This window comes from Shewanella sp. M16 (assembly GCF_018224605.1).
Lineage (GTDB): Bacteria > Pseudomonadota > Gammaproteobacteria > Enterobacterales > Shewanellaceae > Shewanella > Shewanella oncorhynchi.
Genome location: NZ_JAGTUL010000010.1, coordinates 1 through 14,374, shown reverse-complemented (window position 1 = coordinate 14,374; position 14,374 = coordinate 1). Strand labels below are relative to the sequence as shown.

At 44.5% G+C, this 14,374-nt stretch carries 9 protein-coding genes and 6 tRNA genes; 5 read left to right on the top strand and 10 right to left on the bottom strand.

Features of this window, described 5'->3' with window-relative positions:
• Nucleotides 1–5 precede the first annotated feature (5 nt).
• The 5 genes from uvrY to KFE26_RS08590 form a co-directional block, all read right to left on the bottom strand.
• The gene (gene uvrY, locus KFE26_RS08610; RefSeq protein WP_006082070.1) at nt 6–650 is read right to left on the bottom strand and encodes a UvrY/SirA/GacA family response regulator transcription factor; all 645 of its coding nucleotides are present in this window, start codon (nt 648–650) and stop codon (nt 6–8) included.
• A 478-nt stretch (nt 651–1,128) separates the two neighbouring features.
• Nucleotides 1,129–1,219: transfer RNA gene (locus tag KFE26_RS08605), tRNA-Ser, on the bottom strand.
• A 190-nt stretch (nt 1,220–1,409) separates the two neighbouring features.
• Nucleotides 1,410–1,500, bottom strand: a tRNA-Ser gene (locus KFE26_RS08600).
• Nucleotides 1,501–1,678: 178 nt separating this feature from the next.
• On the bottom strand, nt 1,679–3,676 hold the full coding sequence (locus tag KFE26_RS08595) for a methyl-accepting chemotaxis protein (protein ID WP_212600165.1): 1,998 nt from the start codon (nt 3,674–3,676) through the stop codon (nt 1,679–1,681).
• Nucleotides 3,677–4,347: 671 nt separating this feature from the next.
• A tRNA-Ser gene (locus tag KFE26_RS08590) sits at nt 4,348–4,438 on the bottom strand.
• Nucleotides 4,439–4,659: 221 nt separating this feature from the next.
• Here KFE26_RS08590 and KFE26_RS08585 point away from each other — a divergent pair.
• Entirely contained in the window at nt 4,660–6,393 is a 1,734-nt protein-coding gene (locus KFE26_RS08585) for an AAA family ATPase (protein ID WP_113940941.1), read from the top strand.
• A gap of 74 nt (nt 6,394–6,467) precedes the next feature.
• On the top strand, nt 6,468–6,983 hold the full coding sequence (fabA, locus tag KFE26_RS08580; protein WP_028759638.1) for a bifunctional 3-hydroxydecanoyl-ACP dehydratase/trans-2-decenoyl-ACP isomerase: 516 nt from the start codon (nt 6,468–6,470) through the stop codon (nt 6,981–6,983).
• Between the two features lie 122 nt (nt 6,984–7,105).
• On the opposite strand, the gene rmf is transcribed toward fabA, so the two are convergent.
• The 5 genes from rmf to rlmKL form a co-directional block, all read right to left on the bottom strand.
• Entirely contained in the window at nt 7,106–7,282 is a 177-nt protein-coding gene (rmf, locus tag KFE26_RS08575) for a ribosome modulation factor (protein ID WP_006082074.1), read from the bottom strand.
• Nucleotides 7,283–7,469: 187 nt separating this feature from the next.
• The gene (locus KFE26_RS08570) at nt 7,470–9,314 is read right to left on the bottom strand and encodes a DUF3466 family protein (protein ID WP_212600164.1); all 1,845 of its coding nucleotides are present in this window, start codon (nt 9,312–9,314) and stop codon (nt 7,470–7,472) included.
• A 28-nt stretch (nt 9,315–9,342) separates the two neighbouring features.
• Nucleotides 9,343–11,268, bottom strand: a complete 1,926-nt coding sequence (locus KFE26_RS08565; protein WP_212600163.1) for an ABC transporter ATP-binding protein — start codon at nt 11,266–11,268, stop codon at nt 9,343–9,345.
• Nucleotide 11,269: 1 nt separating this feature from the next.
• The gene (locus tag KFE26_RS08560) at nt 11,270–11,524 is read right to left on the bottom strand and encodes a glutaredoxin family protein (protein ID WP_113940891.1); all 255 of its coding nucleotides are present in this window, start codon (nt 11,522–11,524) and stop codon (nt 11,270–11,272) included.
• On the bottom strand, nt 11,517–13,646 hold the full coding sequence (gene rlmKL / locus KFE26_RS08555; RefSeq protein ID WP_212600162.1) for a bifunctional 23S rRNA (guanine(2069)-N(7))-methyltransferase RlmK/23S rRNA (guanine(2445)-N(2))-methyltransferase RlmL: 2,130 nt from the start codon (nt 13,644–13,646) through the stop codon (nt 11,517–11,519). Before rlmKL ends, KFE26_RS08560 begins: the two co-directional genes overlap by 8 nt.
• A gap of 257 nt (nt 13,647–13,903) precedes the next feature.
• Between rlmKL and KFE26_RS08550 the strand changes: the two genes are divergently transcribed.
• From KFE26_RS08550 to KFE26_RS08540, 3 genes are all read left to right on the top strand, one after another.
• Nucleotides 13,904–13,980, top strand: a tRNA-Met gene (locus KFE26_RS08550).
• A gap of 41 nt (nt 13,981–14,021) precedes the next feature.
• Nucleotides 14,022–14,098 (top strand) — tRNA-Met (locus KFE26_RS08545).
• 156 nt (nt 14,099–14,254) lie between these two features.
• Nucleotides 14,255–14,331, top strand: a tRNA-Met gene (locus KFE26_RS08540).
• Nucleotides 14,332–14,374 lie beyond the last annotated feature (43 nt).

Here is a 14,374-nt window from a genome sequence, read left to right as displayed (position 1 = left end):
TTCCATTAAAAATGGCCAGCATCCAACATCTTATAGCGAATAGCTAACCGCGTTAGTTCGACATCACCACTGATCCCCAGCTTAGCAAATAAACGATAACGGTAACTGTTAACGGTTTTAGGACTTAAGTTCAGTTGCTCAGAAATATCGTTAACCTTCTCGCCATTGGTGATCATCAACATGATCTGTAACTCACGCTCGGACAAAGATTTAAACGGGTTTTCATCGGCAGGATTAAACTGGCTCAGCGCCATCTGTTGGGCAATTTCTGGGGACAAATAACGTTGTCCGCGAGAGACCTGACGAATCGCTTGCAGTACTTCCGGCGGCGTCGCTCCTTTTGTTAAATAGCCCGAAGCGCCAGCCTGCATCACCTTACTTGGGAACGGATCTTCCGTGTGTACAGTTAATACAATAATTTTTGCATGGGGTTGATATCGTAAAATTTTTCGAGTGGCTTCCAATCCGCCCATCCCAGGCATATTCATATCCATTAAGATCACATCCGCTTCATTTTGGCGAGCCCACTGCACCGCAGTCTCACCATCAGGGGCTTCGCCCACGACTTTGATCCCACGTTCATCTTCCAAGATGCGGCGGATCCCAGTTCTCACAAGCTCATGATCGTCAACCAAATATATCGAAATCAACTTAACCCACCTTTTACAATTTACAGCTCGATCCGTGTGTTAGAAAAAGCAACATGGCAAACGGATAACGAGTTCATAGGGCTAATTTAGCCCAACAACCCCATTTCGCAAAGCATAAATTCAACATTGTTAACTAGATGATATTTAAAGGAAGGATTCCAGAATAGCATACCAATAAAAAGCGTTTAAAAACGAAGCAATAACCCCAGAATGACCAGCCTAAAATCCCTGTTAAATCGATATCAAAGTATCCAGAAAATATAGGCAATTTTTCAGTTCAAGAAAAACAAAAGGCCATCATTACTGTTAGCCTTTCACGTGAAAATAGCAGAAGAGATACGCTTAGAATCAGGAACCTAAGGTTTTTAAATAGCTTAAATGCAAAAAAGCGTAGGAGCTACGCTTAGAATGAAGAACCCTAGTTCAAATTTCACACACAAAAAAGGCCATGAATAAACATGGCCTTTTTTGTAAAATATGGCGGAGGAGCAGGGATTTGAACCCTGGGTGGGCTATAAACCCACGCCGGTTTTCAAGACCGGTGCATTAAACCACTCTGCCACCCCTCCGAACGAGCGAGATAATAGCTATCTCTGTCGCCACTGTAAACTTAAATTTATGGTTAATAGTGTTGATTGACTATTTCATATTCACTTAAATCGAAAGCCGTGAACAACAAAGGGCTTAGGATGAGAAAACTGAAATGAAAATTGCACAAACAAAAAAGGCCATCATTACTGATGGCCTTTCTCGTAAATATGGCGGAGGAGCAGGGATTTGAACCCTGGGTGGGCTATAAACCCACGCCGGTTTTCAAGACCGGTGCATTAAACCACTCTGCCACCCCTCCGAACGAGCGAGATAATAGCTATCTACTACTCTGCTGTAAACCCTTAATTTAAAGAAGCAATCTACATGGTCAATCTACATCCAATCCGCTTAAAAATATCGCGTTATTCAACTTATCTTTGACACCCTTGTCAGTTGAAGCGCCATTTTAAGGTGGCACACTTCACACTATATTAAGACTAAGCTCGATTGATATTGATTAAACGGTCAGATAGTTTCTGCATCTCAAGGCTTAACACATCAAGCGCCGTTGCATCGAGAGAGTTATCTTCACTGATGCTATTTATTCGCACCGCCAACTCATTAATTTCTTGAGTGACTTGGCTTTGCTGCTGAGCAGCTAACGCGATTTGTTGGGCACGCTGTGAAATATCATCGAAACTTTGTACGGTACTCGATAGAGAATTGGCAGCGCCCTCAGCCTCCGCAACTGCATGGACAGTGCGGGACTCCCCAGCTTGCATTGCTTGCACAGCGAGCCGCGAAGCCGATTGCAAAGCGTTAATCATGGTACTAATTTCATTGGCCGAATCTTGAGTTCGCCCCGCAAGGGTTCGAACTTCATCAGCAACGACTGCAAAACCGCGGCCCTGATCGCCCGCTCTAGCCGCCTCAATTGCCGCATTGAGAGCGAGCAAATTAGTCTGCTCAGAAATCGCCTTAATCACATCTAATACAGCGCCCACCTTTTGACTGTCTTGGGCCAATTGGGATATCACCTTAGTTGCGTTGGCAATTTCTCCTGATAATGCCTCAATAGAAGTATTGCTGGCTGCAACACGGGTTTGCCCTTCTCGCACTACAATCAAAGACGATTGCGCAGTTGCAGCACAGTCATTGGTATTATTCGCGACTTCCATAGCGCTTGAAGACATTTGCGTTATCGCAGCGGCTAATTGTGCACTCTCCAGCCGCTGTTGCTCTGCGCGCTGAGCTAACTTACGGCTAAGTCCGCTTAATTGCGTTGCCTCAAATTGAATTTTCTTCGCTTCTTGAGTGATCAGATCTAACATTGCCCTTAACGTCCCTGCATAGGTGTTTACGGCTCGGCGCAAAGCACCAATCTCATCATCCCGCTGAATTTGCAGTTCAACATTCGCCCCCAAACTACCGCTCCCAAGGGAAGCAATTTGATCTGTGGTTTCCTCAAGTTGCGCCAACAGTTTTTTACCCGATAACCAAGCCAGAGAAAGTAAAATGGCGAGTAATGGTAATAAAAACAATAAAATATCAAATGTCAGCTCACGGGCAAGCCCTGTGACTCGCGTTTTAGGCGTCACAAGGCCAATCACCCATCCAGTATCAGCCATTACAAAAAGGCTCACCTCACTCGCCTGATTAAGTCTTCCATCCTTATTTAAGCTTACAGACACCACTTTGTTGATTGAGGTTTGCTTAAGTGCAGTTTCAACGGGGGCAAGCCAAGGTAACTGCCCGACGAGATCCGTAAAACGCAACATAGTGTCGGACTTATTCGTTTCAGGAAAATGTAAGATATTACCCGCTTGGTCTAAAGCGAAAGCATAACCGTCAGTTACATTGCCATGTTCTGTTAAAAATTTGGCTAAATCATCAAGTTTTAAATCTATCGTTGCGACCCCTGCAAATGTCCCCGTGAGACGATATGGCACACTACATGTCACCATAGCCACCTTTGTGACTGGATCTTGATAAGCCTCTGACCATAAACATTGAGATACTGAGCTAGTCCGCGCGCCCGTATACCAAGGATCATTATGATACCCAGGGCCAGATGGCGCATTATAGTCATCCGAATAAGCCAGTAGATTATCGCTACCACGGGCCCAGAAGAAACTGTGGCGGATACCCCCAGCGACGAATTTATCTGGCTCAGGCCAGATCCCACCGCCAGCAATAGTGAGATCGCCATTGTTATCAATTAGATTAGGTAAAGAATTAAGATAAAGAGCTTGCTCGTGGGGCAACACTTCGGCGAGGTGTGCAAGGCTTAAAGTAATCCCCTCAATGCTTGCCAACTTAAGGGCGAGTTGCCTTACGATACTGCTACCCGTTTGCTCAATTAACTCTTGACTCGCCGCCACCACTCGAGGCTGCCCTCGAAGTGACATCACACCAAAAACTGCGAGCCCGGTCAGTAGAAGCAGCACTACACTGCCCATTGTGAGCCGCTGCGAAATACGTGTAGGTAACAACATAGCTTTCTCTACTTAAAATAAGTCACCCAGATGGGAGAATTGTTCGGCCGTATGGTCCAAGACTGTCGAGAATCATACGTCGCACCATCCTAGTGCAAATTTTAAAGGCCATAAAAACCATTAACTTGGCCACAAACTTAGTGTAGACCATAAATGAGAAGCGCGGATAAAAAAGGCCATCATTACTGATGGCCTTTCTCGTGAATATGGCGGAGGAGCTCCGCTTCAAATCAGGAACCCAAGGGTTCAAATTGCACAAACAAAAAAGCCATCATTACTGATGGCCTTTCTCGTGAATATGGCAGAGGAGCTGCGCTTCAAATTAGGAACCCAAAGGTTCAAACTGTATAAATGCAAAAAGCCGCTAATTGCTTAGCGGCTTTTTGACTAAATATGGCGGAGGAGCTGAACTTAGAATGAGGAACCTTGGTTCAAATTGCACAAACAAAAAAGGCCATCATTACTGATGGCCTTTCTCGTGAATATGGCGCAGGAGCTGCGCTTCAAATCAGGAACCCAAGGGTTCAAACTGTATAAATGCAAAAAGCCGCTAATTGCTTAGCGGCTTTTTGACTTAATATGACGTAGGAGCTGAGCTTAGAATAAGGAACCTTGGTTCAAATTACACAAACAAAAAAGGCCATCATTACTGATGGCCTTTCTCGTTAATATGGCGGAGGAGCAGGGATTTGAACCCTGGGTGGGCTATAAACCCACGCCGGTTTTCAAGACCGGTGCATTAAACCACTCTGCCACCCCTCCGAACGCCGAAAATAATATAAGTATACCGCTAACTTGTAAACCTCAATTTTTAAATATCGAGTCAAATGCTCAACTTATGTTCACCCCGATGTTTTTTACAACAAATACATGGCCAGTTTCAACGAATAATCGAGTAAACAGACGTAAAAACACCTATACAGTGAGAGACTTGTCGCCTTGGTATGGTAAAATCACTGCAACTTTTCACGGTAAATGCTTATATGAATTCACTCTTGATACCCACGTCTTCACTCGCACCTGAATTTAGCCTGCCAACCCTTCCCGAAACGGCTGACAATCTAAGCGCATTACTCTTAGGACAAGAGCGTGCTGTGGATGCGTTTAAACTCCACCAAGCTATTGTCGATCAGCACTTGTATCTGGCTGATTTCCCGAGCATTGACCGCCAATTAATGATCCAAGCCTGTATTGATAGCCTAGCGCCGTTATCTCCAGCTTATTTAGTGGCAACACGCCCGACTGACAAAGCGGCAACATTTCAGTGGCAATCAGAGAAACCACAGGAAAATCAGGTCAGTATTGCCGAAAAAACGACTCGCTATCGCTACCTCAGTGGTAATATTCGCCGTGTAGACCTCATTGGCCGTATGGCACAAACAGGAACAACAAGTCAGTATCAAGCTGGTGCTCTGGCCGAATGTCATTATGTATTTATTTGCGCCGAGTCACTTTGGAAACGTGAAGGTTTATGGGAATTAGTGATGCAAATCCTCACCCATAAAGCGTATCAGATTAGTAATAACTTAAGTCCTATCCCGCTCAATTGTAAAATTGTCCTTATCGGTGCAGGAATGATTTATAGCCAAGTCAGAACTGAGGATTGGCAATTTCAACGTCACTTTACCCTACTAGCAGAACTCGCTAGCGAAATCGACTTGGTCCGTTATACAGAGTCACAATACGTCGCATGGTTGCAAGCGGTTGCACAAAGTGTCGAGGTCACTCTAGAACAATCAAGCCTAGCGCCACTTTTTCGTTATAGTGCACGTTTAACTGAACATCAGCGCCGCCTCAGTTTGTCTATGCTCGAGTTTGCCCAACTGATGGTGCAAGCTAAAGCCTATTGTGGTAAACCGAGTATCAATGCGAGCAGTATTGAGCTCGCGTTAGCCCAAGCCAACTATCGTCATAACAGCTCGGAAGAGTATTCAGGTCAAAGCTTCGATGACAACTTCATAAATCTGCCAACTTCGGGTGCTATGGTTGGTCAGATCAATGGCTTAACTGTCATTGATGCCATCGATTACAGTTATGGTGAGCCAGCGCGGATCACGGCATCTGTTCACTACGGTGATGGTGAAGTCGCCGATATCGAAAGAAAATCTGAACTTGGTGGCAATATACATGCCAAAGGAATGATGATCCTTTCTGCCTGTTTGTACCGTATCTTTGGGCGAGATGCACCATTACACCTAAATGCCAATATCGTTTTCGAGCAATCCTATCAAGAAATTGATGGTGATAGCGCATCACTCGCCGAATACTGCTGTTTGATGTCAGCGATTGCTGAACAACCCATTATTCAGTCACTGGCAATAACTGGTGCATTGGATCAATTTGGTAATGTGCAAGCGATTGGTGGCATCAACGAGAAAATTGAAGGCTTTTTTAATCTGTGTGAACGTCGTGGTCTCACGGGAGAACAAGGCGTTATTATGCCCAAGTCGAACGTGTTACAGCTTAACCTCAATCCCAAAGTGATTACAGCTGTAGGCAAAGGCTTATTTCACCTCTATGCAATCGAGCATATGGACCAAGCTGTTGAGCTATTAATGCAAATGCCTGCGGGTGTAGCCGATGAAGATAATGATTTTCCACATGATTCATTATACGGCCTTGTACAGGAACGATTAGACAAGCTCGCAGGAAATGGCGAGGAGGAAATCGGCATAATCACGAGATTACTCGCAAAATTGGGATTTTTTCGCCGCTAATTAGCTGATCGGAGTTGTTTAGCTTACACGTGTTCGCTAACCTTGGCGGCTCTTATTGCTGGAGTAGTAAAACAATGAACAAAGCAAACAGTTTCAATAAAGAAGAACTCATCGCCTGTGGCCATGGGAAATTATTTGGTCCAAACTCACCTCGTCTGCCTGTCGATAACATGCTGATGATAGATAGAATCGTTACTATCAATGATAATGGCGGTGAGTTTGGCAAAGGTGAAATTGTCGCTGAACTCGATATTAATCCAGACTTATGGTTTTTTGACTGCCACTTTATTACCGACCCGGTAATGCCTGGCTGTTTAGGGCTTGATGCCATGTGGCAACTCGTTGGCTTCTATCTAGGCTGGGAAGGCGCAGAAGGCAAAGGACGTGCTCTGGGTGTAGGTGAAGTGAAGTTTACGGGTCAAGTATTACCAGGCGCTAAGAAAGTCACTTATAAACTCAATATCAAGCGTACTATTCACCGTAAACTGGTGATGGGTATTGCCGATGCAATCCTTGAAGTTGATGGCCGTCAAATCTACAGTGCAACCGATCTTAAAGTCGGTGTCTTTAGCGATACGTCTACATTCTGAACAGTCTTACTCCAATACACTGAAGATATCAGTACTACAGATATAAAAATGCCCTCATCTGAGGGCAATATGCTGCATTACTTTGCTTGTTCTGGGCTATTTAATTAATGAGTAAAACTCAATTATTTATTAAATAGCCCATTAACTCGGCCATCCACACCTTCACGCCAACCGCCTAACCACTGCGATCGCGAATCAAGATTTGCATATGGACAGAGCTCCTTAGAGCGTCCACCAACCCCAGCTTGGAATCCTTTTGAAAAAGCTCTGTCTAAACGATCTCGTTTTTGTCTTTTCATGCAAGCGTCCTCTGTTCTACATAAAATAGAAGCAAAAGCTTCACCCATAGAAATAGTGCTTTTTGACGCCAAGATCAATCAAAAAATCGGCTATTATACTGACTATTTATTAAACTATTGAGATCTTAGCGAAAAAAAATCGAGGCATTTCGCCTCGATTTTTTTAGTCTGAATTGAAGCTTAAAACTTAACGAATTCGACGACGGAACCACACCAATGGCAAGGCAAATAACCAAGCTAACGTTGCCGCACCAGAACGCTCAAAATTACCGGTATCTTGACTATCATCCATAGTACAGGCTGCGCCACTGCTTGTAGGTTTAAGCACAACCATACGTAGAACATAAGCAGTCACTGGATCACCATTACCATTCAGTTCAAATAGTGGTTCACCATTCTCACCAACAATAATATTACCATTAGAGTCTAACTGGAAAGAAGGCTTACGAATAAAGGCAGTTCCCACAATGGTGCCATCTTCATTAATGCTGGTCGCTTCAACAACGAGAATATCACTGTTATAAGTCAGTACTTTTCCAGTACCATCCGTAAATTCAACCTTATGACGGGTCCAATTGCCATCAGAGCCCTTTTCATAGCCCTTAGATTCACAGGTCAACAAGTTGTTAAGGTTACTAAATTCACCGGTAGATTTCTCATACAGGAAGCCCGCCTTAGGACGTGGTTTTTCCTTATCATAGGTGGTTTCTATATAACCTACGACTTGACCTTTATTATTAATATCCTTTGGTTTACTCGAAAGATCCGTTGTAGAAGCGGCGAAATCATTCGGGGTTACTATTGTTGCATCAGCTTGATTCGTATCAAAATAGAAAAACTTGTCGCGCAAATAACCTTGAATATAGCTGCGATAACTACCGACAAGAATACCACTATCGTTGATGTCATAGGCAATAGAGCTAGAAATCGAATCGACCATAGGGATCCAATGGTATTGGTATTTACCTTCAGTATCTTTAGCCCAATAAGCTGCATCTTGACGCAAATTATTGGTGTCACCACCACGATAAACATGTGAGCGACCCACAACGACACCATTATCATTCAAACCCAGTGCTTGAGCGGTAAAGGTCAAGGTATTATCTGTCGCTGGAGTCAGCCCCAAAGGTAACTCAGTCCCAGTAGCAACATCATTGTCAATTTGCCATACATAGGCACGGGTCTGGTACTGAATATTACGTGTACCCGTTGTATTCGGGTATTGTTCACGTTGAACGCATACATCCAAAGGCAAAGTATTATCGGTACTTAAACAGTAAGTAACACGCTCACTACCATATTTACTGATGGCAGTACTGGCGTAGCCTGCTACTAAATTATTGTTATTAACCGCCGTTGCTGCAGACCATCCACCTAACTTAACCTCTTTTATGGCGTTAGTGGTATCAGGATTGACAAATGTATGATACGGCGGTGGTAAATCAATTTGAGTGTCACCATTTTTTACCGCACCGCGGAGCTCATAGTCGCGGTAATACCAGTAATCATCGGTAACATCAGTAGTTGCAGTGTTCTCTGTTTTCTTTTCAGGCGCAGTCATGCTGCCCACTTTAATACCGGCATCATTAATACCGTAATAAAAGGTATCAACAGAGTTAATCACAGTAGTATCACTTGGTGCTGTAGTCCCATTAATGCTGTCAAAATTGGGGGTCCAAGGGTTAGATGTATCGTCATTTTCCTTAGCAATAAAGGCAAAGTTATTGGCAATAATTGCTTTATCTATCGAATACGTAATGGTTTCTTCCGGTGCGATACCATCGGCAACATCAATCACGCCGCCTTCGACATCTGAACTGCTGAGTTTTTTCTTACCCTTTGAAATACCGACTAATTCACCACTAGCATTTACACCTAAAGCATAACCGTTACGAGTGCCTTCAAGCGTGCCCTGCAGGTCATAATTATCGATATTAACGATTTCATAGACAGGTGCAGCATGGGCACTGTTTAATACACCAAGGACACCTAAGGCAACCAAGGAAAGGGCTTTATCCAACTTTGACTTCATTAATTCTATTCCCATTTTTATTATTGGTTTACTTCAGTGACTCAAGCTCTTCCCAACGCTCGAAGCAAACTTCCAATTGCTTTTCTTTATCAGCCAACTGACTCAATACCTGATTGACTTTATCCTGCGCCTGACTATAAAAGTCTGAATGTCCAATAGTGGTCTGGAATGCGAGAATTTCTGCCTCCAATTGCTCCATCACATTAGGTAGCGACTCTAACTCACGCTGTAGCTTATACGACAGTTTTTTTACCACTTTCACAGGTTCTACAGTTTTAACTTCAACGGGTTTAGTTTCAACCGCAGGAGCTTCGACCGCCTTTTGCGAACTAGGTTCCTCAGAATAAAACTTTGCCCCTTGGTTCACGGCATCTTGATAACCACCTACATACTCGCTCCAATGGCCATTACCCGCATACCACCAGCTACTGGTCACAGTATTGTCGATAAATGCCCTATCATGGCTCACTAGCAACAACGTACCTTGGTATTCAGTGAGCAACGACTCTAGCAATTCTAAGGTCTCAATATCAAGATCGTTAGTTGGCTCATCGAGAATGATTAAGTTTGCAGGGCGAATTAATAACTTAGCCAATAACAAACGGTTCTTCTCACCACCCGACAGCGCTTTCACTGGCGTTCTGGCACGCATAGGCGAGAACAAGAAGTCCTGCAAATAACTTAAAATGTGGCGGTCTTGACCATTGATCGTGATAGTCTTTTTACCTTCACCAACGTTATCTTCAACGGTTTGCTCAGGATCTAACGCTTCACGATATTGGTCGAAATAAGCGATTTCGAGCTTAGTACCGACTTTAATTTCGCCCGATTGCGGTTGCAGCTTCTCGATTAACAGCTTGATCAAGGTTGATTTACCACAACCGTTTGGCCCAATCAGCGCAATACGGTCACCGCGGATAACAGTTGTATTAAAGTTTTTAACCAGATTTTTATCGGGCAGATTGAAGTTAAGATCGGTCACATCAAAGACTAACTTACCAGAACGTTCAGTATCCGATACTGCCATTTTAGCATTGCCTTGACGATTCAAACGTTCACTTCGCTCTTCACGTAGCGCCTTAAGTGCGCGAACTCGACCTTCGTTACGGGTACGTCTGGCTTTAACGCCTTGACGGATCCACACTTCTTCATCGGCGAGACGCTTGTCAAACAAGGCATTTTTCTCAGCTTCGACGCGCAACCATTCTTGCTTACCATCAAGATACATTTGATAGTTGCCCGGCCATGAGGTCACCACGCCACGGTCTAAATCGACAATCCGCGTCGCCATACGGGCAATAAAGCCCCTATCGTGGCTGATAAAGACGATAGCGCCTTGATAATCGAGTAAAAACTTTTCAAGCCACTCGATAGTGTCTATGTCTAAATGGTTGGTCGGTTCATCAAGTAACAACAGATCTGGCTCGCTCACCAGTGCTCTGGCTAACGCCACTTTACGCTGCCAACCACCCGATAACTCGCTCAAGGATTTGTCAGGATCGAGTCCTAATAATTCGCAGTTTTGTTGGATGCGAGAATCTAGCTGCCATCCATTATAGTGGTCTAAGGTTTCTTGCAGACCTTGCATTTCATTCAGCATACGATCCATTTGCTCGGGATCGGCATGGGCCACATCGTGGGACAGTTGATGATAACGCTCAAGCGCCTCGCCCACTTCCTTTAATCCCGCAGCAATATAAGCGTATACCGTGCCTTGCTCAGCCTTTGGCGGATCTTGTTGTAGACGGCTAACGGTCACATTACCAGCGATGTTGAATTCGCCTTCATCCAGCAGTACATCACCAGATAACACTTTTAATAAACTCGACTTGCCAGCACCATTACGGCCAACAATACACACGCGCTCACCGCGTTGAATAGTAAAATCCGCTTTTTGTAACAACGGAGTGTAACCATAGGCTAAAGAGCCACTATTGATACGAACCAGACTCAAACTAAGCTCCTGTAAACTCTTGTAATTGCGTTGCGTTAAATGGCCAATGTAATTCTCTACCATCCCAAGCTTTAAGCACAGGGATCGATACGCCATAACGCTGCGCGAGGTATTCATCGTCACAAATATCTATGGCCCGATAGCCAATGTCAGCCGCTGCCAATAAGGCTGCGGCCAGTTCACACAGATGACATCCCTCTGTGTGATATAGCAGATAATGCCTATTATCTAATTCTGCTTGAGTCAACTCAGGCATGGGTGATAAGCCAAGTATTATGAATATGTGGATTACGTTTGTAGTCCATAGGCAAAGTCACGTCATCAATGTTCTTCACATTAATGTTCATCTTTGTCAGCGCCTCTATGTCCATCTTAAACTTACGTTTATTATTAGAGAACACTAGCTCGCCCGTTGGGCTAAGCAGTTTCACTAAGGATGCCAGTAAGTTCACATGGTCTCTCTGCACATCGAATGAATCTTCCATACGCTTAGAATTTGAGAAGGTCGGCGGATCGATAAAAATCAGATCGTACTGTTCACGGCAATCACGGATCCACTGCATGCAGTCAGATTGAACAAACTCATACTGCTTACCTTGCAGTCCATTGAGTGCAAAGTTGTCCTTCGCCCAAGCAATATAGGTATTTGACATATCCACCGTCGTCACCGATTTAGCCCCACCAAGCGCCGCATGCACAGAAGCAGAACCTGTGTAAGAGAACAGGTTAAGTACACGGCGTCCCTTAGATTTTTGACCGACTAAACGGCGTGTCAATCTGTGATCGAGGAATAAACCTGTATCCAAATAACCAGTTAAGTTCAGTTTGAACTTAGCGCCATATTCAGTAGTGATAAGCTCTAACTTACGCTCATCCAGCTTTTGATACTGACTAGTGCCCTTTTGACGCTCACGCGTCTTCATAATCATCTTGTTCGGATTGATACCAATGGCCGACGGCAGTGCTAACAATACATCGCTTAAACGACGCTTGGTTACGGCTTCTGGTATAGTTGCTGGCGCCATATATTCTTGAATAATCACGTAATCTAAATACTTATCTACTGCGACGTTGTATTCAGGAATGTCGGCATCATAAATACGATAGCTGTCGATGCCTTCTTTTTTCGCCCATTTTTCTAATGACTTGGCATTTTTCTTAATGCGGTTAGCAAATGCAGGGGCGATATCGGCAATGTCGACGCCGTCTGGCAGCACTGGCGTATCACGGCGTGTACTGGTCGCATGCAAGGTATAAATGTTAAAGGCACATTCTAGGGCACCGTTGAACATCTTCATCTGTTTGTCGGCTTTAAGCTTAAGTGATGATACCAGCTCAATATCACTACACAGCATGGCCACTTTCCAGCCGCCAAACTCTTTCTTAAACTTGTCGCCTAGCTGATAGTAAAGCTGCAATAACTCAGACACATTGCCTAAACGTTCACCATAAGGAGGGTTAGTGATCAAATATCCACTTTCTGCAGGCGGCGTTATCGTCAACGCATCTGCAACTTGAAACTCAATTAACTCGAGTACACCGGCATTTTCGGCATTACGTTTGGCTAACGCGACTAAGCGCGAATCGATATCTGAGCCGTAGAATTTAATCTCGCAACGTTTCACGCCTAATGAGGCACGCGCTTTTGCTTCTTCAACGATTTCTTGCCACACAGCTTTATCATGACGACGCCAATGTTCAAACCCAAAACGGCTACGCTGTAAGCCTGGGGCAATATCGGCCGCCATTAAAGCCGCTTCAATCAGCACAGTTCCACTACCACAGAAAGGATCGAGCAAGGTCGAAGGCGCTGCTTGCCAGCCACTGCGTACTAACATGTTGGCGGCTAAGTTTTCCTTCAGAGGCGCTTCGCCAGTAGTAGAACGATAGCCACGTTGATGCAATGATGGACCAGAGAAGTTCATCGCAATCGTGATTACGCCATTACGAAAATGGGCATCAACTTTAAAGTCAGCATCGACGCGTGACACATTTGGGCGCTCAACCTCATCGTCCCGGAATCTATCCACAACCGCGTCTTTAATCTTAAGTGCGCCGAACTGGGTATTATTGATAAAACCACCCGTACCATGAAAATCGATACTAAAAGTGCTTTTATTGGAAAAATGCGCCGGCCAATCGACACAATAGGCGGCATTATAAAGTTGCTCTGCCGACTCGCAGCTACCTTTATAGATAACCAACACGATACGGCTGGCTAAACGTGTCCATAAAGTAATCCGATACGCTAAAGCTAAGGGGGCAGTGAAATACACACCAGCAACACTCTCTTTTACTTCAGTCGCACCAAATTCTGTCAGCTCTTGGGCTAAGCTATATTCAAAGCCCTTAGGGGCGGCGGCAAAAAAATTAAGCATGGGATAATCAGTACGCAGTCAAAATCAAAGCGACATTATACCTGCTCGAATACATAAAAGATAAACAGTTATTAGTCGAAACCCCATTTAGTCTCATCCTCGACTTAAGATAATCAACGAAAAATCCCTAACTTATGTTTAAATTGTATGAAAGCCCCCCACTCCGCTTTATATTTAAGCGTTCACCACCTTTTTCGATCTTCGTCCTTGCAATGCCAAGGCGCTGCCGTTATAGTCTGCCCCGCTTTGAAGACGGACGCGGGATGGAGCAGCATGGTAGCTCGTCGGGCTCATAACCCGAAGGTCGTAGGTTCAAATCCTGCTCCCGCAACCATTTAAAAGCAAAATAGTAAAGTAATACAGATAGATATCGGACGCGGGATGGAGCAGCATGGTAGCTCGTCGGGCTCATAACCCGAAGGTCGTCGGTTCAAATCCGGCTCCCGCAACCACTTTCTATATGTGTTTATAACGAGAAACAGCTTATCGGGCCCAACTCCTTATAAACAACAGGCGAAGGTCGTCGCTGATTTAACATTAGCAATCTGGCTTCCGCTACCAATTCTTAGATGACAGAATTAAAATAGTTATTAACAGCAACAATCGGACGCGGGATGGAGCAGCATGGTAGCTCGTCGGGCTCATAACCCGAAGGTCGTCGGTTCAAATCCGGCTCCCGCAACCACTTTCTATATGTGTTTATAAAGAGAAACAGCTTATCGGGCTCA

Bases quoted from the DNA above. Each gene is read 5' to 3' on its own strand.
- KFE26_RS08595 (WP_212600165.1), bottom strand. From the start codon at position 3,676: ATGTTGTTACCTACACGTATTTCGCAGCGGCTCACAATGGGCAGTGTA.
- KFE26_RS08585 (WP_113940941.1), top strand. From the start codon at position 4,660: ATGAATTCACTCTTGATACCCACGTCTTCACTCGCACCTGAATTTAGC.
- fabA (WP_028759638.1), top strand. From the start codon at position 6,468: ATGAACAAAGCAAACAGTTTCAATAAAGAAGAACTCATCGCCTGTGGC.
- rmf (WP_006082074.1), bottom strand. From the start codon at position 7,282: ATGAAAAGACAAAAACGAGATCGTTTAGACAGAGCTTTTTCAAAAGGA.
- KFE26_RS08570 (WP_212600164.1), bottom strand. From the start codon at position 9,314: ATGAAGTCAAAGTTGGATAAAGCCCTTTCCTTGGTTGCCTTAGGTGTC.
- KFE26_RS08560 (WP_113940891.1), bottom strand. From the start codon at position 11,524: ATGCCTGAGTTGACTCAAGCAGAATTAGATAATAGGCATTATCTGCTA.
- rlmKL (WP_212600162.1), bottom strand. From the start codon at position 13,646: ATGCTTAATTTTTTTGCCGCCGCCCCTAAGGGCTTTGAATATAGCTTA.